Source organism: Pseudomonas sp. AN-1 (assembly GCF_034057115.1).
Taxonomy (GTDB): domain Bacteria; phylum Pseudomonadota; class Gammaproteobacteria; order Pseudomonadales; family Pseudomonadaceae; genus Geopseudomonas.
On the sequence record NZ_CP139195.1, the window covers coordinates 2,402,532 to 2,422,892 of the forward strand.

Here is a 20,361-nt window from a genome sequence, read left to right on the forward strand (position 1 = left end):
ATTATCACCCGAACCCGTATCAGCGTCACGGCCGCAACTGTCGTACTTGAGGAGGAAGTCAGCCCCCGGTGGCGTTCATGAAGCGCAGCACCTGCACCTCGCCGGAGCTGGCGAACTCGTGACGCAGCGGCTTGCGCTGCAGCGCCGCACCTATGGCCTCGATCAGCGGCCGGTCCTCGGTGGGATGGCGGCGCACCAGGCCGCGCAGGTCCAGGGCGTTCTCGTGGCCGAGGCACAGCAGCAGGCGCCCCTCGGCGGTCAGGCGCAGGCGGTTGCAGCTGGCGCAGAAGTTGTGCGAATGCGGCGAGATGAAGCCGACGCGGGTCTGCGGATGGCCCTCCAGGCGCACGTAGCGCGCCGGCCCGCCGCTCTGCTCGGGGCTGTCGAACAGCCGGTAGCGCTCGGCGATGCGCGCGCGCACCTCGTCGCTGGAGCAGAACGCCTCGCCGCGGTCGCGGCCGACCTGGCCCAGCGGCATCTCCTCGATGAAGCTGATGTCCAGGCCGTTGGCCACGGCGAAGTCGACCAGCGCCGGCACCTCGTCGTCGTTGCGCCCCTTCATGATCACGCTGTTGAGCTTGATGCGGGCGAAGCCCGCCGCGCGCGCCGCCTCGATGCCGGCCAGCACCAGGTCGAGCTGGCCGGTGCGGGTGATGGCGTGGAATCTGGCCGCATCCAGGCTGTCGAGGCTGATGTTCAGGCGCCTGACCCCAGCCTCGGCCAGCGGTGCGGCGAGCTTGCCCAGCTGCGAGCCGTTGCTGGTCATCACCAGCTCGCGCAGACCGGGCAGCGCGGCGATCTGCCGGCACAGGTCGACGATGCCGCGCCTGACCAGCGGCTCGCCGCCAGTCAGGCGGATCTTCCGCACCCCCAGGCCGACGAACAGCCGGGCGATGCGCACGATCTCCTCGAAACCGAGCACCTGCTGGCGCGGCAGGAAGGTCATGTCCTCGGCCATGCAGTAGACGCAGCGGAAATCGCAGCGATCGGTCACCGACAGGCGCAGGTAGTCGATCCTGCGGCCATGGCCGTCGAGCAGCATGGCGTCGTTCATCACGGGACTCTCCTCGGTTGCCGCCGCAGCGGTCAGGTGTGCCGCCCGGATGCAAGGACTGCACCAGTGCGGCACCGGGCGATCGCCGGCACACCTCGCTCAATAGTTAAGCACGCTGCTCGGGATCTGGGCCGCACCGACGCGCACCGATGCAGGGCATGCCATGCGGCGGGACACTGCCGGCGCACCATGGCGAAGCATCCCTGCCCCGCTACTCCCAGCGCTCGGCCGCCGCCCGGTCGCTGGCACGGCCGTCGACCCAGCGCGCACCGTCCGGGGTGTCCTCGCGCTTCCAGAACGGCGCGCGGGTCTTCAGGTAGTCCATGATGAACTCGCAGGCCGCGAAGGCGGCCTGGCGATGGGCGCTGGCCGTGCCGACGAAGACGATCGGCTCGCCGGGCAGCAGGCGACCGACACGGTGGACGATGGTCACGCCGAGCAGCGGCCAGCGCGAGCGCGCCTGTTCGACGATGCCGGCCAGGGCCTTCTCGGTCATCCCCGGATAGTGCTCGAGGGTCATGCCGGCGACTTCCCGGCCGTCGTTGTAGTCGCGCACGTAGCCGACGAAGGAGGCCAGCGCACCGATGCCGGCGTTGGCGGCGTGCAGCGCCTCCAGTTCGACGCCCGGCAGGAAGGCTTCCACCTGTACCCGAATCGTCATCTCAGCCTCCGGTCACCGGCGGGAAGAAGGCCACCTCGTCGCCGTCGGCCAGCGGCTCGGCGAGGCTGCACAGCTCCTGGTTGCGCGCGCACATCAGGCACTGCTCGGCCAGCACCTGCCAGGCGCCGCCGCGCGCCAGCAGGCGCTGGCGCAGGGCCTCCAGGCTGTCCAGCTCGGCCGACCAGGGCAGGCGCTCGCCGTCGCAGTCCAGCTCCTCGCGGTAGCGGGCGAAATAACGCACCTCGATCATGCCGGCTCCTCCGCACGGTAGTCGCCGCTCTTGCCGCCGCTCTTCTCCAGCAGGCGCACGCGCTCGATGGTCATGCCGCGGTCGACCGCCTTGCACATGTCGTAGAGGGTCAGCGCGGCGACGCTGGCGGCGGTCAGCGCCTCCATCTCCACCCCGGTCTGTCCGGCCAGCCTGCAGCGCGCGACGATGCGCACCGCGTCCAGCCCCTCCGGCTCCAGTTCGACACGGATGCCGGTGAGCAGCAGCGGGTGGCACAGCGGGATCAGCTCGTGGGTCTTCTTCGCCGCCATGATGCCGGCGACGCGGGCGACGGCGAACACGTCGCCCTTGGGATGGCTGCCGTCGAGGATCAGCCCGAGGGTGTGCGGCTGCATGCGCACCAGCGCCTCGGCGCAGGCCTCGCGGGCGGTGACGGCCTTGGCGGTGACGTCGACCATGTTGGCGCGCCCCGCGGCGTCGAGATGGGTCAGCATCGCGGTGCTCCCGGCAGTGGATGAGGAATCGGATTCAGCAAGCGCCATGCCAGCCGCCGCCAGCGCCTGGGGGGTGTTCAGGTTGGCCAGCCGCGGATCGTCCGCCGCGCAGTCCAGCGCACGGGCGCCATGGGCCAGCAGGAAGCGCAGCGGGCTGCGCTCGCCGGCCTGCCAGGCACGCTCCAGCTCGCCCAGCAGACGGCGCGGAATCAGGGCGAACAGCGGCTGCCAGTGCCCGGCCTGGCGCAGCAGCAGCGGCCGCTCCGACCCGCCGAGGGCCTCGCGGCGCATGACCTCGAGCAGCGGCGCATCGACCAGCGGGGCGTCGCAGGGCAGCACCAGCAGCCAGTCGTGACGCATGGCGGCGAGGCCGGCGCGGATGCCGGCCAGCGGACCGGGGAAACCGCCCTCCGCGTCCGCCACCAGGCGGTCGGCGAAGGGCGCGTAGCGCCCGGCGTTGCGGTTGCAGGAGATCAGCAGGTCGTCGCTCAGCGGCCTGACCGTCTCGGCCAGCCAGGCGATCAGCGGCCGGCCGGCGAACTCCAGCAGGCCCTTGTCCGCTCCGCCCATGCGCTGCCCGCGCCCGCCGGCGAGCAGCAGGATGGAACAGGGCGGCAGGTCGGCGGCGGACATGGCGGGACTCCGGGTGGACATGGCCCGATGGTACACCGCCCGCCAGGCATTCGCTCCCCAAGGGATTCCGCGCACCGGGGAGGGGCATGGGTGCGGACCGCGTCAGCCCTCCGGCTGCTCCAGCGCCTCCACCAGCACCTTGAAGAAGCGCGCTGCCTCGCCGCCGGTGACCACGCGGTGGTCGAAGGTCAGCGACAGCGGCATGATCGGGTGCACCTCGACCCTGCCGTCGACCGCCACCGGCTCGTCGCGGATCTTGCCGGCGCCGATGATCGCCACCTGCGGCGGCACCACCACCGGGCTGGCGTAGCGGCCGAACAGGGTGCCGAAGTTGGACAGGGTCAGGGTCGCGCCCATCATGTCCTTGGGCGGGATCGAGCGCGCCTTGACCGCCTCGCGCATGCGCCGCATGCCCTCGCGCAGGTCGTCGGCCGTGCGCCCGCCGACATTGTGCAGCACCGGCACGAACAGCCCGTCCGGGGTGTCCACGGCGATGCCCAGGTCGAGGTGGTCGTGCTGGCGGACCGCCATGGCCTTGCCGTCGAACCATACGTTGAGCCCCGGCTCGGCGCGGCAGGCCGCGGCGATGGCCTGGGCCAGGCGCACCAGCGGATCGCGAGCGGACGGCCAGCGGCTGAGGTCGGCGTCCTCCACCAGCATCACCGGCACCACCTCGGCGTGGGCGCGGGCCATGTTCAGCGCCATGCTGCGGCGCACGCCGCGCAGGCGCTCGCCGCCGAAGCTGGTGCGCGCGCTCTCGGCGGCCGCCTCGACGTCGGCGCGGGTGATCAGGCCGTCGGCGCCGGAGCCGGACAGCCCGGCCAGCTCGACGCCCAACTGGCGGGCCAGCTGGCGCACCGCCGGGGTGGCGCGCGGCGCCAGGTGCTCGCGGGTCGAGGGCGCGGCGCCGACGAAGAAGCTGTCGCCCCCGCCACCCTCGCCGGCCTCCAGCTTGCCGACCACGGTGCCGGTGTCCTCGCCCTCGCCCTCGTAGGCCAGCAGCGGTTCGCCGACGTGGAGGATGTCGCCTTCGGCGCCGTAGGTCCTGGCCACCACGCCGTCGTAGGGCGCGGGAATGTCGACGATGGCCTTGGCGGTCTCCACCGAGACCAGCAGCTGGTCGGCCTTGACGCTGTCGCCGGCCTTGACGTGCCACTGGACGATTTCCGCCTCCTGCAGGCCTTCGCCGAGGTCGGGCAGCTTGAAGTGTTTCATGTTCCGTTCCCCCAGTTTCTCCCCGGCCTGGACGGCCCGGGAGGGTTCGGCCGTAGGGTGCGCCGTGCGCACCGGCCGGATGAGTCCATGTCGGTGCGCACGGCGCACCCTACCGGCTCAGGCGTACTCCAGCACCGCCTCGCAGGCGGCGAGGATGTCGCCGACGTCCGGGATGTAGTACGGCTCCAGGCGGTACAGCGGCGGCGGGATGTCCGGCGCGGCGACGCGCTGGATCGGCGCGTGCAGGTCGAGCAGCGCGCGCTCGTAGAGGCTGGCGGCGATCTCCGCGCCCACCCCGCCGCTCTTCGGCGCCTCGTGGACGATCACGCAGCGCCCGGTCTTGCGCACCGAGGCCTCGAGGGTGTCGAGGTCCAGCGGCTTGAGGCAGGCGACGTCGATCACCTCGGCGCTGACCCCGCGCTCGGCCAGCGCGCTCGCCGCCTGCAGGGTCTCGTGCACGCTGGCGCCCCAGCTGACCAGGGTCAGGTCGCTGCCCTCGCGCAGGGTGAAACAGCTGTCCAGCGGCAGGCGGCGGCCGTCGTCCTCCAGCGGCTGCGGGTTCATCCGGTACAGGCGGGTCGGCTCGAGGAAGACCACCGGGTCGGGGTCGTCGATGGCCGCCAGCAGCAGGCCGTAGGCGCGCGCCGGCGACGACGGCACCACCACGCGCAGGCCGGGAACGTGGGCGAACAGCGCCTCGGTGGATTCGCTGTGGTGCTCGGGGGCGCGGATGCCGGCGCCCATCGGCGAGCGCACCACCAGCGGGCAGGTCAGCCGGCCGCGGGTGCGGTTGCGCAGCCGCGCGGCGTGCGACACCAGCTGCTCCATGGCGGCGTAGATGAAGCCGAGGAACTGGATCTCCATCACCGGCCGCAGCCCCTGGGTGGCCATGCCGATGGACAGGCCGGCGATCATGTTCTCCGCCAGCGGCGTGTCGATCACCCGCTTGAGGCCGAACTGCTCGCGCAGGCCGAGGGTGGCGCGGAACACGCCGCCGTTGACGCCGATGTCCTCGCCGAGCACCACCACGTTCTCGTCCTCGTGCATGGCGCGGTGCAGGGCCAGGTTGACCGCCTCCAGCAGGCTGTACTTTTTCTCACTCATGGTCGGCTCCTTGCGTGCGGCGGGCGATGCGCTCGGCGAACTGCTCGCGCTGCTCGGCCAGCGCCGGCGGCCAGCTGGCGTAGACGTGGGCGAACACCGACTGCGGGTCCTGCGCCGCCAGCCCCTCGTAGGCGTCGATGGCCCGCTGCAGCTCGGCCTGGCACTCGGCCACCAGCGCCTGCTCGCGGCTCTCGTCCCACAGGCCCTGGCCGACCAGGTAGCTCTGCAGGCGCTTGACCGGCTCCTCGTGCCAGGCCTGGTTGACCTCCTCGGCACTGCGGTAGCGGGTGGCGTCGTCGGCGGTGGTGTGGTCGCACAGGCGGTAGGTGACGCATTCCAGCAGGGTCGGCCCCTTGCCGTGGCGGGCGCGCTCGATGGCCAGGCGCAGGCGCTCGACCACCGCGATCACGTCGTTGCCGTCCACCTGCTCGCCGGCGAAGCCGGCGCCGAGCGCCTTCTGCGCCAGGGTCGGCGCGCCGCACTGGATGCGCCGCGGAACCGAGATGGCCCACTGGTTGTTGTTGACCACGAACACCACCGGCAGCTGCCAGGTGCCGGCGACGTTGAGCGCCTCGAGGAAGTCGCCCTTGCTGGTGGCGCCGTCGCCGCAGGTGGTCAGCGCCACGCGGTGCTCGCCGCGGATCTTGAAGGCGCTGGCCACCCCGCAGGCGTGCAGCGCCTGGGTGGCGATCGGCACGCACAGCGGGAAGTCGCCGCGCGCCACCTCGCCGCGGTAGTCGCTGCCGCGCTCGTCGCCGCCCCAGTACAGCAGCATCTCGCTCATGCTCACCCCGCGCAGCAGCTGGCTGGCGGTGTCGCGGTAGTAGGGCACCAGCACGTCGTCGGCGCGCAGCAGGCTGCCGATGGCGGTGCCGACCGCCTCCTGGCCGAGGCTGGAGGCGTAGGTGCCGATGCGCCCGGTGCGCTGCAGGGCGATCACCTTCTGATCGAACAGGCGGGTGCGGACCATGGCGCGGTACAGCGGCAGCAGCCGCTCGCCGTCCAGCGCCCAGTCGGGCAGCGGTCCGAGCGGGCGGCCGTCGGCGTCGAGGTAGCGGGTGTAGGGCAGTTCGATGGAGCTGTGGGGCATGGCTTCCTCCCTGGCACCTTGCCGGTGCGTGGCGGCCTGCCGCCTGGGCGGCAGGCGTGGGACAGCGCATTCAGGAACCGTAGATCAGCCGTTCGGCCAGGCTGTCGGCGACCCGCGCCGGCGAGCGTCGCTCGGCCTGCGCCTCGGCGTAGATCTCCTCCAGGCGGTGGCCGATCTGCGCCAGGTGGGCGGTGATTTCCGCCGGGCTGCGCCCCTGGTGCTGCAGGGCGACGAAGATCAGCCCGCCGGAGTTGATCACGTAGTCGGGGGCGTAGAGGATGCCACGCGCGGTCAGCTCGTCGCCCATCTCCGGGCTGTCCAGCTGGTTGTTGGCCGCCCCGGCCACCGCGGCGCAACGCAGCTTGGCGATGCTCTGCGCATTGATCGCCCCGCCCAGGCCGCAGGGCGCGAGGATGTCGCAGGGCACGCCGAGCAGGGCGTCGGCGGCCACCGGCTGCGCGCCGAGCTGCTCGACCGCCAGCGCCAGGCGTCCCTCGTCGATGTCGCTGACGATCAGCCGCGCCCCGGCCGCGGCCAGGTGCTCGGCGAGGGCGAAGCCGACGTGGCCGAGGCCCTGCACGGCGACGGTCAGGCCCTCCAGCGAATCGCTGCCCAGGCGCGCCCTGGCGGTGGCACGGATGCCGGCGAACACGCCGAGCGCGGTGTGCGGCGAGGGATCGCCGCCGGCGGTGGTGCTGGTGACGTGCGGGGTGTGGCGGGCGATGCAGTCCATGTCGACGCCCGAGGTGCCGCTGTCGACGGCGGTGATGTAGCGGCCGCCGAGCTTGTCGATGAAGCGGCCGAAAGCCTCGAACAGCGCGGCGCGGTCGGCGACGTGCGGCGGGCGGATGATCACCGCCTTGCCGCCGCCCTGCGCGAGGCCCGCCAGCGCGGCCTTGTAGCTCATGCCGCGGGCCAGCCGCGCGGCATCGCGCACGGCGCTGTCCACATCGGCATAGCCGAGATAGCGGCAGCCGCCGAGGGCCGGACCGAGGTGGGTGTTGTGGATGGCGACGATCGCCTGCAGACCCGTCGCCGGGTCGCTGGCCAGGTGCAGTTCCTCGAGACGCGCGTTTTCCATGATCGCGAACATGGGCGTACTCCTGACTGGTCGGTGTCTGGCGCCTATGCCGATACCCGGCGGCGGTCCCCATGGCGACGCCCCGGAGCAGTTGGCATCGCGACCCGCAGGCCGCGTGACGCTTCTGTTTCTTCTGCCTCGAGTATAGGCCCCGCACGGCGGGCTGTCCGCCGAGCGCTGTACGGAAAGCCGGCCGCGCCGCGCGATCAGCCCAGGTTGGCGGCCAGGCGCGCCAGCCAGGGCTCGGCGTCCTCGGCCGGGGTCACCGTCTCGCTGGCGTCCAGCTGCAGCTGCGACTGCAGATCGCGCATGCCCAGGCGCAGCAGCAGCATGTGCGCCTGCAGCGCGCCGGCGCAGAACTGCTCGCCATAGGCGGTATCGCCCAGGCCGATCACCGCCACGGGCCGGCCGCGCCAGTCGGGCTGCCAGGCCTCGATCTCGTCGAGCAGCCCCTGCAGGTTGTCCGGCACCTCGCCCATGCCGGTGGTCGAGGTCACCACCAGCAGCGCCTGCGGGTCCAGGGCCAGCAGCTCCTCGAGGGCGACGCGCGGCAGGTGGCGGGCTTCGATGCCGGCGTCCTGCAGGAACTGCTCGGCATGGCGGGCGACCTCCTCGGCGGTGCCGAAGGCGGAACCGGAAACGATGGCGAGCTGGAGCATGGCGGCCCTCCCGGGCGTTCTGACAAGGCCGGGCATTATGCCCGATCGCCGCATGGCGGCGCCCGTACCGGCATCGCAAGCGGACGGCGCCGGCCTGGGGGCCTGAGGCGAGCAAAATCTTCCACGCAGTTATACAACAAGCAATCACGCGTACAACATCACATCACCCCACGAGGAGGGCAGAGCCCGAGAAACTGCGGTTCAGGAGGCTTTCCGCCGCCTCCGCGCGGTCACGACCCTAGCCCACACATCTCGCAGGGTTGTACAGAGCGAGTCGCTGGTATAACTTTGTGCCTGGTTCAGCCGGTACTCCGTCCCGCACTTGTCAGGTACCCGGCGGCTGTGCCGCTGAACCACCCTTTTGCGCGAGGCATGCATGAGCCAGTCACCCGCCCCCATCCTGATCACCGGCGCCAGCCAGCGAGTCGGGCTGCACTGCGCCCTGCGCCTGCTCGACGATGGCCAGCCGCTGATCGTCAGCTACCGCAGCGAGCGGCCGGCGCTGGACGATCTGCGCCGGCGCGGGGCGCTGACCCTGCCGGCCGACTTCTCCAGCGAGCCCGGCATCCTCGCCTTCATCGAGCTGCTGCAGCGGCACACCGACCGCCTGCGCGCCATCGTGCACAACGCCTCGGACTGGCTGCGCGAGGAGCCGGGCCACGAGGCCGAGGCCTTCGCGCGCATGGTCAGCGTGCACATGCTGGCGCCCTACCTGATCAACCTGCGCTGCCGCGCCCTGCTCGAACGCAGCGAGACGGCCGACATCGTGCACATCACCGACGACGTCGCCCGCCGCGGCAGCGCCAACCGGGTCGCCTACTGCGCCAGCAAGGCCGGCCTGGAGAACCTGACCCTGTCGTTCGCCGCGCAGTTCGCCCCGCGGATCAAGGTCAACGCCATCGCCCCGGCGCTGGTGATGTTCAACGACCACGACGACGCGAGCTACCGCGAGAAAACCCTGGCCAAGTCGGCCCTCGGCATCGAGCCGGGGCCGGAGGTCATCTACCAGAGCCTGCGCTATCTTCTGGACAACCCCTACGTCACCGGCACCAGCCTGTGCGTCAACGGCGGCCGCCACCTGAAATGAGCCCGGGCCGCCACGAGGAATCGAACATGAGCGATCAACTGTCGCAACTCACCCAGCACTACCATGAGATTCTCGTCGGCCTCGGCGAGAACCCCGAGCGCGAAGGCCTGCGCGACACGCCCAAGCGCGCCGCCAAGGCCATGCAGTACCTGTGCCGCGGCTACGAGCAGTCGCTGGAGGAGATCGTCAACGGCGCGCTGTTCGCCTCCGACAACGACGAGATGGTGATCGTCCGCGACATCGAGCTGTACTCGCTGTGCGAACACCACCTGCTGCCGTTCATCGGCAAGGCCCACGTCGCCTACATCCCCACCGGCAAGGTGCTCGGCCTGTCCAAGGTGGCGCGCATCGTCGACATGTTCGCCCGCCGCCTGCAGATCCAGGAAAACCTCACCCGGCAGATCGCCGAGGCGGTCCAGCAGGTGACCAACGCCGCCGGCGTGGCCGTGGTGATCGAGGCCCAGCACATGTGCATGATGATGCGCGGCGTGGAGAAGCAGAACTCGGTGATGTCCTCCTCGGTGATGCTCGGCGCCTTCCGCCAGTCGACCAACACCCGCCAGGAATTCCTCCAGCTGATCGGACGGAGCAAGTAGATGCCTCGACTGGAACCCGGCATGGCGCGCATCCGCGTCAAGGACCTGCGCCTGCGCACCTTCATCGGCATCAAGGAGGAGGAGATCCTCAACAAGCAGGACGTGCTGATCAACCTGACCATCCTCTACCCGGCCCGCGACGCCGTGCAGGGCAACGACATCGACCAGGCGCTGAACTACCGCACCATCACCAAGGCGATCATCCGCCACGTCGAGGAGAACCGCTTCGCCCTGCTCGAGCGGCTGACCCAGGAGATCCTCGACCTGGTCATGGCTCACCCGGCGGTGCGCTACGCCGAGGTCGAGGTGGACAAGCCGCATGCCCTGCGCTTCGCCGAGTCGGTGTCGATCACCCTCGCCGGCCATCGCTGAACGCCCGCGGCCGCCCGGCATTGTCCGCCGCGGCCACGGCTCTTATGATCGACCTCCCCCACCGACCGCGCGAGAAGCCGCCATGACCGAACAACAGCGCCTCGAACTGGAAGCCGCCGCCTTCCGCCGCCTGCTCAAGCACCTGGGCGAGCGCAGCGACGTGCAGAACATCGAGCTGATGAACCTGGCCGGCTTCTGCCGCAACTGCCTGGGCAAGTGGTACAAGGCCGCCGCCGACGAGCGCGGCATCGAGCTGTCCGCCGAGGACGCGCGCGACGCCATCTACGGCATGCCCTACGCCGAGTGGAAGGCCCGGTACCAGCAAGAGGCCACGCCGCAGCAGCTGGCCGCCTTCGAACAAGCGAGCAAGAAATGACCGCACTGAACGACTTCCGCGCCGCCCTGTGCCGCGACGACCATCCCTTCGCCGACACCCTGGCGTTCATCGCCGCGCACTACGACTACCAGCCGCAGGCCTTCGTCAACGGCAGCACCGCAAGCGCCGCCGGGCAGAACGAGGGCTCCTGCAAGCTGCTCGGCCTCGCCCTGCTCGAGGACCTGAGCGACGAGGAGACCCTGCTGGCCTTCGGCGAGCACTACCGCAGCGTGCTGGCCACCCCCGCGGGCAGCGACCACGCCAACATCCGCGCCCTGCAGGCCAGTGGCCTGGCCGGCGTGCGCTTCGCCGAGCTGCCGCTCAAGCGCAAGGCCTGATCAGGGCCGGTGCGCATAGCGCACCCTACGCTGCCCAGCGCCGTAGGGTGCGCCGCGCACACCGCAGCCTGCCTCGCAATGCGCACCTGTCGCTAGGTACCCTCCCCCGCGTGCTAAGGTTGGCGCCGTGTTCCCCACGGAGTGCCCCATGCCTATCCAGACCCTCTCCGGCCCCGGCTACCTCGCCGCCGGCCTGCGCCTGATCCTCAGCCCCGGCCTGCGCCGCTTCGTCCTGCTGCCGCTGACCGTCAACCTGCTGCTGTTCGTCGCCCTGATCGTGCTGGCGGTGCAGCAGTTCGGCTTCTGGGTCGAGGCGCTGATGCCGACCCTGCCGCAGTGGCTGGCCTTCCTCGAATACCTGTTGTGGCCGCTGTTCGTGGCGCTGGTGCTGCTGATCCTGTTCTTCGGCTTCACCCTGCTGGCCAACCTGATCGCCGCACCGTTCAACGGCTTCCTCGCCGAGAAGGTCGAGGCGGTGGTGCGCGGCCGCGACGTCGCGCCGCCGTTCAGCTGGGGCGAGCTGCTGGCGATGATCCCGCGCACCCTCGGCCGCGAGCTGCGCAAGCTGGCCTACCTGCTGCCGCGGGCGCTGGCGCTGCTGGTGCTGTCGCTGATTCCGGGGCTGAACCTGCTCGCCGCGCCGCTGTGGCTGCTGTTCGGCGTGTGGATGATGGCGGTGCAGTACATCGACTACCCAGCGGACAACCACAAGATGGGCTGGGACGACATGCTCGCCTGGCTGCGCGCCAAGCGCTGGCAGAGCCTGGGCTTCGGTGCCGCCACCTACGCGGCGCTGCTGGTGCCGGGGCTGAACATCCTGCTGATGCCGGCGGCGGTGGCCGGGGCGACGGTGTTCTGGGTGCGCGAGGACGGCGCCTCACGACTGGTCGTCGCCAGCCGCTGAGACGATGGGGATGCCGCGCCCTGCGGGGCGCCGTATCACGGGCGGGGCGTCAGGCCGCCACGCCGGCCAGCGCCTTCTCGATCGCCTGGATCACCTGCGGATCCTCGGGGGCGATGCGCGGCGAGAAGCGCTCCAGCACGCGGCCGTCCGGGCCGACCAGGAATTTCTCGAAGTTCCAGGTGATGTCGCCGGGGAACTCCGCGCCCTCGCCGGCCAGCAGCAGGTACAGCGGATGACGGCCGGGACCGTTGACCTCGATCCTGGCGCTCATCGGGAAGCTGACGCCGTAGTTCAGCGTGCAGAACTCGCGGATCTGCGCCTCGCTGCCCGGCTCCTGGCCGGCGAACTGGTTGCACGGCAGGCCGAGCACGCTGAAGCCGCGCTCGCGGTATTGCTGGTGGAGATGCTCCAGGCCGGCGTACTGCGGGGTCAGACCACACTTCGAGGCGACGTTGACCACCAGCACCACCTTGCCCTTGAGCGGGGCCAGCGGCAGGTCGCCGCCGTCCAGGGCCTTGAGGGTCAGATCGTGGAAAAGGCTCATCACATAGCTCCATGCCAATCATCGGGCCATCAAAAAGGCGCTATCGCGAGCCGCAACAGCGCCTTCCTGGATTCAGCTTAGCAGCAGATCGGCTGCCGCCTGCCGAGCGGTTCTCAGTGGTGATGACCGCCTTCGCCGTGAATGTGACCGTGGGCGATTTCCTCGGGCTGGGCGTCGCGCACCTCGACCACCTTGACCTTGAAGTTCAGGCGCTGGCCGGCCAGCGGGTGGTTGCCGTCGACGGTGACATCGTCGCCTTCGATGTCGCGGATGGTGACGATCTGCATGCCGCCGTTCGGCGCGGAGGCGTGGAACTGCATGCCGACTTCCAGCTCGTCGACGCCTTCGAACATGGCGCGGTTGAGCACGGCCACCAGCTCGACGCTGTAGTCGCCGTAGGCTTCTTCCGGCTCGATGGTCACTTCCAGCTCGTCGCCGGCCTGCTTGCCCTCGAGGGCCTTCTCCAGACCGACGATGATGTTGCCGGCGCCATGCAGGTAGACCAGCGGCGCGCCGCCGACGGAACTGTCGATGACTTCACCGCCTTCGTTGGTCAGGGTGTAGTCGATGGATACCGCCTTGTTGGCCGCGATCTGCATGGTTGGAAACCTTTGCGAATGGAGTATGAACGCTGATTTTACGTCGCCCGGGGGCTGAAAGCGACCCGCCGCTGGACAGATGGCCAGCCTCGGCATGGATGGCTCCGATTGTCCGGCAATGGCCGCCAACGCCAGCGATCCTGCGCCAGAGCCCGGCACTGGGCTATCATCCAGCGCCCCGCCATCCCTGGAAGCCCGCCATGCTCCGACTCCTGCCCGCGCCGCTGCGCGGCCTCCTCTCCGGCCTGCTGCTGGTGCTCAACACCCTGCTGTGGTGCTGGCCGCTGCTGGCCCTGGCGCTGCTCAAGCTGCTGCCGCTGCCCGCCAGCCGGGCATGGAGCCGGCGCCTGATGGGGCACGTCGCCGAGTGCTGGGCCGACGGCAACCGGGCCTGGATGGAGCTGCTCGGCGACATCCGCTGGCAGGTCGAGGGCCTCGAGGACGTGCGGGTGCGCGGCTCCTGCCTGGTGATCTGCAACCACCAGAGCTGGGTGGACATCTTCGTCCTGCAGCGCCATCTCAACCGCCGCCTGCCGCTGCTGCGCTTCTTCCTCAAGCAGGAGCTGATCTGGATTCCGCTGTTCGGCCTGTGCTGCTGGGCGCTGGACTTCCCGTTCATGAAGCGCCACTCCAGGGCCTACCTGGAGCGCCACCCCGAGCAGCGCGGCGCCGACCTGGCGACCACGCGCCAGGCCTGCGCGCGCCTGCGCGGCATTCCGGTGGCGCTGTTCAACTTTCTCGAAGGCACGCGCTTCACCGAGGCCAAGCACGAGCAGCAGCAGTCGCCCTACCGCCACCTGCTCAGGCCGCGCGCCGGCGGCATCGCCCTGGCCATCGACGCCATGGGCGAGCAGCTCGGGGCACTGGTCGACGTGACCATCCACTACCCGGACGGCCGGCCGCGCTTTCGCGACCTGCTGTGCGGACGCCTGCAGCGGGTGGTGGTGCATTTCGCGGAGCGTGAGATTCCCGCGCAGTTCCTCGGCCGCAGCTACGCCGAGGACGAGACCTACCGCCTGCAGTTCCAGCAGTGGGTCAACGGGCTGTGGAGCGACAAGGATGCCCGTCTGGAGCGCCTGCAGCAGCAGTGGCCACCGCGCGGGCCGGGGCACGCGCGCGGCCGGGCCAGGGTCAGCGGCTGACCTGGGCCCAGGAGGCGTCCACCGCGCTCTTCTGCTTGGCGCTCAGCGCCTCCAGGTAGTAGAAGCTGCGGCGCTGGTCGCCGGTGACCACCAGCTCCAGGCGCTCGCCGGCCAGCTTGGTCATCGCCGGTGCGTCGATGCGGGTCACCGGGTAGAACAGGGTGTCGCGGGCGTTGAGGGTGTTGGCCTCGGCACTGGCCAGGTAGTCGATGAAGCGATGTGCCGCGGCGACGTTGCCGGCGTTGCGCGGAATCGCCATGGTATCGATGAACATCAGCGCACCCTCGCGCGGCATGACGAAGCGCAGCGGCGCGCCGGCGTCGGCCGCCTTGAGCACGTGGCCGCTCCAGGCCATGGCCATGCACAGCTTGCCGCTGGCCAGTTGCTCGACGTAGGAGTTGTTGCCGAAGCTGGCGGCCTTGCCGCGCAGCGCCGCCAGCTCCGCACCGGCCTGCTGGATCTGCCGCGGACCGCTGCGGCCCAGGGCGCGGCCCTTGTAGTTGAGCAGCAGCGACAGGGTTTCCTCGCGCGCATCGAGCATGCCGATGCCGCACTGCTTCAGGCGATCGCTGTTCTGCGCATCGAACAGCAGGCCCCAGGTGTCCTCGGGCATGGCACCCAGGGTGTCGACCACCTTGGAGACGTTCAGCGCCAGGCCGACGGTGCCCCACAGGTAGGGCACGGCGTGGCGGGACTTGCCGTCGAAGCCGCTGAGCATGGCCAGCAGGTCGGGATCGACCTCCTTCAGGTTGGGCAGCCTGGCCGGATCCAGCGGCTGCAGGCGCTGCGCGTCGATCAGCGCCGGCAGGTGGAAATGCGCCGGGAACACCACGTCGTAGCTCTGGCCGCCATCGTTCAGCACGTCCTCGGCCGAAGCGGCGGTGGAGTACTCCACCTTGATCCCGCTCTGCTTCTCGAACGCCTCGATCACGCTGGGGGCCAGGCGTCCTTCCCAGCCATGCACCCTGAGCACCTCCTGTGCATGCACCAGACCCGCCCCCAGGCCGAGGCTCACGGTCAACAGCATCCGCTTCAACATCCCCACACTCCTTATAGTTATGAGCGGACCGCGCCCCCATGACAGCGGCTCCGCGTCGGGGGGATTTAAACGGGCCATACGACCTTTGTCGCGAGGCTCTACGCCAAAGGTGACCCGCATCACACTTCAGGAGAGGAACTGGCTCAGCGCAGCGCGCAGCTTGCCCGGCTTGACCGGCTTGTTGAGCAGCGGGATGCCCTGCTCGTGCAACTGGCGGCGGCACTGTTCGCTGCGCTCGGCGGTGATCATCACCGCCGGCAACAGCCGCGCCGTCTCCTCGCGCAGACTGGCGATCAGTTCGCAGCCGTTGGCACCCTGATCGAGGTGGTAGTCCACCAGCAGCAGCTCGGCATCCCAGCCCTGCAGCTGCGCGCGCGCCTCCGCCAGGCCGCCGGCCAGGCGCACCTCGCAGCCCCACTGGGCGAGCAGCGCCTGCATGCTCTGCTGGATGTCCGGCTCGTTGTCGACCACCAGCACGCGGCGCCCCGGCAGCGGATCGCCGAGGCTCTCCTGCGGGCGCGCCAGCGGTGCCGGCGCCACGTAGTCGGCCAGCGGCACCTCGATGCTGAACAGCGAGCCGCGCCCCGGCTGCGAGCGCACGGCGATGCGGTAGTCGAGCATGCGTGCGATGCGCTCGACGATGGCCAGACCCAGGCCGACGCCCTTGCGCTCGGCGGCGCGGCCAGCATCGAGCTGGTTGAACTCGAGGAAGATCTCCTCGAGCTTGTCGGCCGGGATGCCGCGGCCGGTGTCGGCGACCTGGATCAGCAGGTGCGCGCCGCGCCGGCGGCAGCCGAGCAGCACGCGACCCTGGCCGGTGTAGCGGCAGGCGTTGCTGAGGAAGTTGCGCAGGATGCGGGTGAGCAGGCGGAAGTCGGTGCGCACCGCCAGCCGCGGGATGCGCACGCGCAGGCCCAGGCCGGCGGCCTCCGCCACCGGCTGGAATTCCGAGGCCAGCGGCGCCAGCAGCTCGTCGAGACGGTACACGGCGAGGTCCGGACGGATCGCCCGGCTGTCCAGACGGGCGATGTCGAGCAGGTCGGCGAGCAGGTCCTCGGCGCCCTCCAGAGCCTGGTGGGTGCGCTCCACCAGGTTGGCCTCGCTGTCCGGCAGGCGCCGCTCGCGCAGGGTGGCGATCAGCAGGCGCGCGGCGTTGAGCGGCTGCAGCAGGTCGTGGCTGGCCGCCGCCAGGTACTTGTCCTTGCTCTGGTTGGCCGCCTCGGCGGCGTCGCGCGCCTCGCGCAGCTCGCACTGGATGCGCTCGCGCTCGCGGATCTCCTGCTGCAGGTGGCGGTTGGCCTCGAGCAGCTCGGCGGTGCGCGCGGCGACGCGCTGCTCCAGCTCGACGTTGAGCTGCTGCTGGCGCAGCTGGGCCTGCTTGCGCTCGGTGATGTCGGCGACGAAGCCCTCGACCAGCCCTTCCGCATCGGGCTTGAGCAGCAGGTTCATCAGCACGTCGATATGGCTGCCGTCGCGCCGGCGCAAGCGGGTTTCGTAGCCGAACAGGCCCTTGCCCTCGCGTAGTACCGCGCCGATGCGCGCCAGCTCGGCGGCGCCGCCGACGAACAGCTGCTCGGCCAGGTCGCGCTGCGACCACAGCACCTGCTGCGGATCGTCGTAGCCGAGCATGTGCGCCAGCGCCGGGTTGGCGGCGCGGATGCCGTCGTGCAGGCTGGCCTGGAAGATGCCGTGCACGGCGTGCTCGAACAGCCACTTGTAGCGGTTGCGCTCGCGCTCCAGCTCGTCGAGGCGCGCCGACAGCTCCGGGTAGTAGCTCTTGCGCGCCGAGTGGCTGCCGAGGCCGAGCAGGTCGGCGACGTTGGGCCGCGCGTCAGAGGGCTTCGCCATACACCACCTCGACGTCGCGCTGGGTCGACTGCCTGGGGTTGGTCAGGATGCACGGGTCGCGCATGGCGTGGCGCGACAGGAAGGGGATGTCCGAGCTGCCGACGCCGTGGCGGCGCAGGGTCTCCTCGAAACCGACCGCCTGCTTGAAGGCGATCAGGTGCTCGACCAGCCGCGCGCGCACCTGCGGTGGGGTCAGCCCGCGGCAGTCGATGCCGAGGGTCTCGGCGACCAGGCGGAAGCGCTCAGGCGCGGCATCGAAGTTGAACGCCACCACGTGCTCGACCAGCGCCGCGTTGCACAGGCCGTGCGGCAGGTCGAGGAAACCGCCGAGGCTGTGGCTCATGGCGTGCACCGCGCCGAGGATGGCATTGGAGAAGGCCAGGCCGGCCTGCATGCTGCCGAGCATGATCTTCTCGCGCAGGGCGATATCGTTGGGATCGGCGATCATCGCCACCAGGTTGCCGCCGATCAGCCGCATGGCCTCCAGCGCGTGGGGGTCGGTGAGCGGGCCGGCGCCGGTGGAGACGAACGCCTCGATGGCGTGCACCAGGGCGTCGATGCCGGTGCAGGCGGAGAGGAACGGATCCATGCTCAGCGTGGTTTCCGGGTCGATCAGCGACACGTCGGGCACCACCGCCTTGCTGACGATGGAGAACTTCATCCGCTCGACCTGGTTGGAGATGATCACGAACTGCGACACGTCGGCCGAGGTGCCGGCGGTGGTCGGGATCAGGATCAGCGGCGGGCTGGGCACACGGATGGTGTCGACGCCCTCGAACTCGAGGATGCTGCGCCCGTGCGCGGCGACGATGCCGATGGCCTTGGCGCAGTCCATCGGGCTGCCGCCGCCCACCGCGACTATCACGTCGCAGCCGCTGGCGCGGTACAGCTCGGCGCCGGCCATCACCTCCTCCACCCGCGGGTTGGGCGACACGCCGGTGAACAGCACGTGGGCGATGCCCTGCTGGTCGAGACTGGCCTGCACGTCGGTGACCCAGCCGGCCGCCAGCACGCCGGGGTCGGACACCACCAGCACCTTGCGGGCGCCGAAGGTCGCGGCGTAGTTGCCGACCGAATGGCGGGAACCGGCGCCGAAGATGATTTCCGGGCTGACGAACTTGCGGAGCGGCGAGAGGGACATGCAGGAACCTGACGGCATCGTTGTTGTTATGGAATGTTTCAAGGCGACAGCCTACTGCATTGCTCGGTCTTTGCAATCAACCGATGGCAATCCGCCCGCCGTGCGGTCGCCATCCGGCCTCAGCCGAGCAGGCGGCAATAGAACTGCCATTCGCGCTCGAGGGCATCGGCGAGATGGGCGGCCTGGCGGAAGCCGTGGCGCTCGTCCGGGTACAGGCGGTACTCGACCGCCACGCCGCCGGCCTGCAGCGCGGCGACCATCGCCTCGGTCTGCTGCGGCACCACCACGGCGTCCAGCCCGCCCTGGAAGAAGATCAGCGGCGCACGGATGTTCCCGGCATGGTTGAGCGGGGTGCGCGCCGCGTAGCGTTCGGCGTCGCGCACGGGATCGCCGATCAGCCAGTCCAGGTAGTCGCCCTCGAACTTGTGGGTGACGCGGCGCAGGGCCAGCGGGTCGCTGACCCCGTACAGGCTGGCGCCGCCGCGGAACACGTCGTGGAAGGCCAGCGCGCACAGCGCGGTGTAGCCGCCGGCGCTGGCGCCGCGGATGAAGGCGCGCGCCGGGTCGATCAGCCCCTGCGCGCCGAGGTGGCGCACCAGCGCCACGGCGTCCGCCACCTCGATATCGCCCCAGGCCCCCGCGAGGCGCAGCCGGCAGGCGCGGCCGAAGCCGCTGGAGCCGCGGTAGTTGAGGTCGGCGACGGCGAAGCCGCGCTGGGTCCAGAACTGGATGCGCGGGTCGAACACCGGATAGCAGGCCGAGGTCGGCCCGCCATGCAGGAACAGCACCAGCGGCGGCCGCTCGCCGGCCGGCACGCGGCAGGCGGCGTTGCGCGGCGCATGGAAGAACGCCTGGGCGCTCTCGCCGTCCCCCGTGGCGAAGCGGATCGCCTGCGGGCGCGACAGCTCGGCCTCGGCCAGCGGCTGCTCGCCGCCGGCGAGGATCTCGACCGCGCCCGAGTCGCGGGCGATGGCCAGCAGCGCCGGCAGCCGGTCCGGCGCGGCGGCGATGCAGTAGAAGTGCCGCGCGTCGGCGGCGAGCTGGCGGAAGCGGCTGAACTCCGCCGCCAGTCGGCGCTCGCGGCCGGCCGCGTCGCGCTCGACCAGCAGGCCCCAGCCCTCCTCCAGGCGCGCCAGCAGCCAGCCGCCGCCGGCCAGCGGCAGGTGGCTGACGGTGCCCAGCTGCCAGGGCGCCGGGGCGTGGTCGGCTTCCGCCATGGGCCGCGGTTCGCTCCAGCCTTCGCTTTCGGTGGAGATGTTGGTGCGCGCGGCGCACCCTACGGACGATGCCGCCTTGCCGTAGGGTGCGCCATGCGCACCACCTGTCCCGACAGGCTGCCAGCGCCCGCCATACTCGTGCCACGGCCGCCACCAGCCGTCGCGGTCGCTCAGGCAGGTCAGGCTGCCGTCGGCGGCGAAGCACGGCTGCTGCAGCGACTGATCGTCCGCGTCGCCGGCCAGCACCTCGCGCGCGCCGAGCGAGCCGTCGGCGTGCAGCGCCATCCGGCACAGGCGGGTCGCCGTCCATGGCAGCTCGGGGCGGTCCCACTCGATCCAGGCCAGCCAGCGGCCATCGGCGGACAGCCGCGGCGCGCAATAGAAGTCGGCGCCCTCGGCCAGCACGCGGCGCGCGCCGTCGTGCAGCGCCAGGCTGACCAGGCGGTGCACCACGGCGTCGCCCTCGCGGCGCTCCTCCACTGCCAGCACCGCCTGCCAGGCCGGTGCATGCTGCAGGTCGCCGTAGCGGCAGTCGGGATTGGCGGTCACCCCGTGCAGCTCGCCGGGGCTGCCGTCGGCACCGACGCTCAGCCACCAGAGCTGCTGGTCGGCCTCGCCGACCAGCGCCACGCCGGCGCCGGTCAGGCAGAAGGCGCCGCCACCGTACTCGTAGACCCGGCTGCGCACCGAGAAGCCCGGCGGGGTCAGCCGCCGCGCCCGCCCGGCGCGCCACAGCCACAGGCTGCAGGCCGCCTCCGCCGGGTCGAACTGCAGCCACAGCAGGCCGCCGAGGCCGGCGCGCAGCTCGGCGAAGTCGCGGCTGGCCGCGGCGGCCCGTTCGGCGCTCCAGGCGCTGGGCCAGGCGCCGCAGGGCAGCGGCTCGGCAGCCATCGCCGCGGGAGTCGGCTGCCCCCCGGCCGCCGGAGCGGCGACGGCGG

At 71.0% G+C, this 20,361-nt stretch carries 22 protein-coding genes and 1 pseudogene; 7 read left to right on the forward strand and 16 right to left on the reverse strand.

The window, feature by feature from the left end:
* Nucleotides 1–58 precede the first annotated feature (58 nt).
* The 10 genes and pseudogenes from moaA to SK095_RS11235 form a co-directional block, all read right to left on the reverse strand.
* A complete protein-coding gene (gene moaA, locus SK095_RS11190) occupies nt 59–1,042 on the reverse strand; it encodes a GTP 3',8-cyclase MoaA (protein WP_414153888.1) in 984 nt (327 codons plus the stop codon).
* Nucleotides 1,043–1,265: 223 nt separating this feature from the next.
* Nucleotides 1,266–1,715: a molybdopterin synthase catalytic subunit MoaE gene (gene moaE, locus SK095_RS11195; protein ID WP_136491627.1), complete on the reverse strand. Its 450-nt coding sequence runs from the start codon at nt 1,713–1,715 to the stop codon at nt 1,266–1,268.
* A 1-nt stretch (nt 1,716) separates the two neighbouring features.
* Nucleotides 1,717–1,965 (reverse strand): MoaD/ThiS family protein, encoded by a 249-nt coding sequence (locus SK095_RS11200; protein WP_136491628.1) that lies wholly within the window; start codon nt 1,963–1,965, stop codon nt 1,717–1,719.
* Nucleotides 1,962–2,438, reverse strand: a complete 477-nt coding sequence (gene moaC / locus SK095_RS11205; protein ID WP_136491631.1) for a cyclic pyranopterin monophosphate synthase MoaC — start codon at nt 2,436–2,438, stop codon at nt 1,962–1,964. Before moaC ends, SK095_RS11200 begins: the two co-directional genes overlap by 4 nt.
* Nucleotides 2,439–2,495: 57 nt before the next feature.
* Nucleotides 2,496–3,071: pseudogene (mobA, locus tag SK095_RS11210) on the reverse strand (molybdenum cofactor guanylyltransferase MobA); the annotation flags it as partial.
* A 102-nt stretch (nt 3,072–3,173) separates the two neighbouring features.
* Entirely contained in the window at nt 3,174–4,286 is a 1,113-nt protein-coding gene (locus SK095_RS11215; RefSeq protein ID WP_320546352.1) for a dihydrolipoamide acetyltransferase family protein, read from the reverse strand.
* Nucleotides 4,287–4,403: 117 nt separating this feature from the next.
* Nucleotides 4,404–5,390, reverse strand: coding sequence for an alpha-ketoacid dehydrogenase subunit beta (locus SK095_RS11220; RefSeq protein ID WP_201486650.1), 987 nt, complete (start codon nt 5,388–5,390; stop codon nt 4,404–4,406).
* Nucleotides 5,383–6,480: a pyruvate dehydrogenase (acetyl-transferring) E1 component subunit alpha gene (gene pdhA, locus SK095_RS11225; protein WP_320546353.1), complete on the reverse strand. Its 1,098-nt coding sequence runs from the start codon at nt 6,478–6,480 to the stop codon at nt 5,383–5,385. Before pdhA ends, SK095_RS11220 begins: the two co-directional genes overlap by 8 nt.
* A gap of 70 nt (nt 6,481–6,550) precedes the next feature.
* The gene (locus SK095_RS11230; RefSeq protein WP_201486652.1) at nt 6,551–7,573 is read right to left on the reverse strand and encodes a Leu/Phe/Val dehydrogenase; all 1,023 of its coding nucleotides are present in this window, start codon (nt 7,571–7,573) and stop codon (nt 6,551–6,553) included.
* 194 nt (nt 7,574–7,767) lie between these two features.
* Nucleotides 7,768–8,220, reverse strand: a complete 453-nt coding sequence (locus SK095_RS11235; RefSeq protein ID WP_201486653.1) for a flavodoxin domain-containing protein — start codon at nt 8,218–8,220, stop codon at nt 7,768–7,770.
* Nucleotides 8,221–8,596: 376 nt separating this feature from the next.
* On the opposite strand from SK095_RS11235, the gene folM reads away from it, so the two are divergent.
* From folM to cysZ, 6 genes are all read left to right on the forward strand, one after another.
* Nucleotides 8,597–9,307 carry a dihydromonapterin reductase gene (gene folM, locus SK095_RS11240; RefSeq protein WP_320546354.1) on the forward strand — a complete coding sequence of 237 codons (711 nt, stop codon included), beginning with the start codon at nt 8,597–8,599 and terminating at the stop codon, nt 9,305–9,307.
* Between the two features lie 26 nt (nt 9,308–9,333).
* Entirely contained in the window at nt 9,334–9,903 is a 570-nt protein-coding gene (gene folE / locus SK095_RS11245; protein WP_136491151.1) for a GTP cyclohydrolase I FolE, read from the forward strand.
* Nucleotides 9,904–10,275: a dihydroneopterin triphosphate 2'-epimerase gene (folX, locus tag SK095_RS11250; protein WP_136491152.1), complete on the forward strand. Its 372-nt coding sequence runs from the start codon at nt 9,904–9,906 to the stop codon at nt 10,273–10,275. It begins immediately after the preceding gene.
* Between the two features lie 82 nt (nt 10,276–10,357).
* Complete coding sequence (locus tag SK095_RS11255) at nt 10,358–10,651, forward strand: DUF1244 domain-containing protein (RefSeq protein WP_320546355.1); 294 nt, start codon at nt 10,358–10,360, stop codon at nt 10,649–10,651.
* Nucleotides 10,648–10,989: a HopJ type III effector protein gene (locus SK095_RS11260; RefSeq protein ID WP_320546356.1), complete on the forward strand. Its 342-nt coding sequence runs from the start codon at nt 10,648–10,650 to the stop codon at nt 10,987–10,989. The genes SK095_RS11255 and SK095_RS11260 overlap by 4 nt, the downstream gene beginning before the upstream one ends.
* Before the next feature lie 148 nt (nt 10,990–11,137).
* Nucleotides 11,138–11,893 (forward strand): sulfate transporter CysZ, encoded by a 756-nt coding sequence (gene cysZ / locus SK095_RS11265; RefSeq protein ID WP_136491155.1) that lies wholly within the window; start codon nt 11,138–11,140, stop codon nt 11,891–11,893.
* Nucleotides 11,894–11,942: 49 nt separating this feature from the next.
* On the opposite strand, the gene SK095_RS11270 is transcribed toward cysZ, so the two are convergent.
* Both SK095_RS11270 and SK095_RS11275 read right to left on the reverse strand, forming a co-directional pair.
* A complete protein-coding gene (locus tag SK095_RS11270) occupies nt 11,943–12,437 on the reverse strand; it encodes a glutathione peroxidase (protein WP_136491156.1) in 495 nt (164 codons plus the stop codon).
* Nucleotides 12,438–12,550: 113 nt separating this feature from the next.
* Complete coding sequence (locus tag SK095_RS11275; protein ID WP_320546357.1) at nt 12,551–13,036, reverse strand: peptidylprolyl isomerase; 486 nt, start codon at nt 13,034–13,036, stop codon at nt 12,551–12,553.
* A 200-nt stretch (nt 13,037–13,236) separates the two neighbouring features.
* Between SK095_RS11275 and SK095_RS11280 the strand changes: the two genes are divergently transcribed.
* Nucleotides 13,237–14,178, forward strand: coding sequence for an acyltransferase (locus SK095_RS11280; RefSeq protein ID WP_320546358.1), 942 nt, complete (start codon nt 13,237–13,239; stop codon nt 14,176–14,178).
* Here SK095_RS11280 and SK095_RS11285 read toward each other — a convergent pair.
* The 4 genes from SK095_RS11285 to SK095_RS11300 form a co-directional block, all read right to left on the reverse strand.
* Nucleotides 14,168–15,217, reverse strand: coding sequence for an extracellular solute-binding protein (locus tag SK095_RS11285; RefSeq protein ID WP_320546359.1), 1,050 nt, complete (start codon nt 15,215–15,217; stop codon nt 14,168–14,170). The two genes, SK095_RS11280 and SK095_RS11285, sit on opposite strands and share 11 nt — an antisense overlap.
* A gap of 126 nt (nt 15,218–15,343) precedes the next feature.
* The gene (locus SK095_RS11290; RefSeq protein WP_320546360.1) at nt 15,344–17,065 is read right to left on the reverse strand and encodes a NahK/ErcS family hybrid sensor histidine kinase/response regulator; all 1,722 of its coding nucleotides are present in this window, start codon (nt 17,063–17,065) and stop codon (nt 15,344–15,346) included.
* A complete protein-coding gene (gene ercA / locus SK095_RS11295) occupies nt 17,049–18,206 on the reverse strand; it encodes an alcohol dehydrogenase-like regulatory protein ErcA (RefSeq protein ID WP_136491161.1) in 1,158 nt (385 codons plus the stop codon). The genes SK095_RS11290 and ercA overlap by 17 nt, the downstream gene beginning before the upstream one ends.
* Before the next feature lie 119 nt (nt 18,207–18,325).
* Complete coding sequence (locus SK095_RS11300) at nt 18,326–20,314, reverse strand: S9 family peptidase (RefSeq protein WP_320546361.1); 1,989 nt, start codon at nt 20,312–20,314, stop codon at nt 18,326–18,328.
* Between the last annotated feature and the right edge of the window lie 47 nt (nt 20,315–20,361).

What these genes read in the sequence shown, in the direction of transcription:
- moaA (WP_414153888.1), bottom strand. Translation starts at nt 1,042, where the DNA reads ATGCTGCTCGACGGCCATGGCCGCAGGATCGACTACCTGCGCCTGTCG.
- moaE (WP_136491627.1), bottom strand. Translation starts at nt 1,715, where the DNA reads ATGACGATTCGGGTACAGGTGGAAGCCTTCCTGCCGGGCGTCGAACTG.
- SK095_RS11200 (WP_136491628.1), bottom strand. Translation starts at nt 1,965, where the DNA reads ATGATCGAGGTGCGTTATTTCGCCCGCTACCGCGAGGAGCTGGACTGC.
- moaC (WP_136491631.1), bottom strand. Translation starts at nt 2,438, where the DNA reads ATGCTGACCCATCTCGACGCCGCGGGGCGCGCCAACATGGTCGACGTC.
- SK095_RS11215 (WP_320546352.1), bottom strand. Translation starts at nt 4,286, where the DNA reads ATGAAACACTTCAAGCTGCCCGACCTCGGCGAAGGCCTGCAGGAGGCG.
- SK095_RS11220 (WP_201486650.1), bottom strand. Translation starts at nt 5,390, where the DNA reads ATGAGTGAGAAAAAGTACAGCCTGCTGGAGGCGGTCAACCTGGCCCTG.
- pdhA (WP_320546353.1), bottom strand. Translation starts at nt 6,480, where the DNA reads ATGCCCCACAGCTCCATCGAACTGCCCTACACCCGCTACCTCGACGCC.
- SK095_RS11230 (WP_201486652.1), bottom strand. Translation starts at nt 7,573, where the DNA reads ATGTTCGCGATCATGGAAAACGCGCGTCTCGAGGAACTGCACCTGGCC.
- SK095_RS11235 (WP_201486653.1), bottom strand. Translation starts at nt 8,220, where the DNA reads ATGCTCCAGCTCGCCATCGTTTCCGGTTCCGCCTTCGGCACCGCCGAG.
- folM (WP_320546354.1), top strand. Translation starts at nt 8,597, where the DNA reads ATGAGCCAGTCACCCGCCCCCATCCTGATCACCGGCGCCAGCCAGCGA.
- folE (WP_136491151.1), top strand. Translation starts at nt 9,334, where the DNA reads ATGAGCGATCAACTGTCGCAACTCACCCAGCACTACCATGAGATTCTC.
- folX (WP_136491152.1), top strand. Translation starts at nt 9,904, where the DNA reads ATGCCTCGACTGGAACCCGGCATGGCGCGCATCCGCGTCAAGGACCTG.
- SK095_RS11255 (WP_320546355.1), top strand. Translation starts at nt 10,358, where the DNA reads ATGACCGAACAACAGCGCCTCGAACTGGAAGCCGCCGCCTTCCGCCGC.
- SK095_RS11260 (WP_320546356.1), top strand. Translation starts at nt 10,648, where the DNA reads ATGACCGCACTGAACGACTTCCGCGCCGCCCTGTGCCGCGACGACCAT.
- cysZ (WP_136491155.1), top strand. Translation starts at nt 11,138, where the DNA reads ATGCCTATCCAGACCCTCTCCGGCCCCGGCTACCTCGCCGCCGGCCTG.
- SK095_RS11270 (WP_136491156.1), bottom strand. Translation starts at nt 12,437, where the DNA reads ATGAGCCTTTTCCACGATCTGACCCTCAAGGCCCTGGACGGCGGCGAC.
- SK095_RS11275 (WP_320546357.1), bottom strand. Translation starts at nt 13,036, where the DNA reads ATGCAGATCGCGGCCAACAAGGCGGTATCCATCGACTACACCCTGACC.
- SK095_RS11280 (WP_320546358.1), top strand. Translation starts at nt 13,237, where the DNA reads ATGCTCCGACTCCTGCCCGCGCCGCTGCGCGGCCTCCTCTCCGGCCTG.
- SK095_RS11285 (WP_320546359.1), bottom strand. Translation starts at nt 15,217, where the DNA reads ATGTTGAAGCGGATGCTGTTGACCGTGAGCCTCGGCCTGGGGGCGGGT.
- SK095_RS11290 (WP_320546360.1), bottom strand. Translation starts at nt 17,065, where the DNA reads ATGGCGAAGCCCTCTGACGCGCGGCCCAACGTCGCCGACCTGCTCGGC.
- ercA (WP_136491161.1), bottom strand. Translation starts at nt 18,206, where the DNA reads ATGTCCCTCTCGCCGCTCCGCAAGTTCGTCAGCCCGGAAATCATCTTC.
- SK095_RS11300 (WP_320546361.1), bottom strand. Translation starts at nt 20,314, where the DNA reads ATGGCTGCCGAGCCGCTGCCCTGCGGCGCCTGGCCCAGCGCCTGGAGC.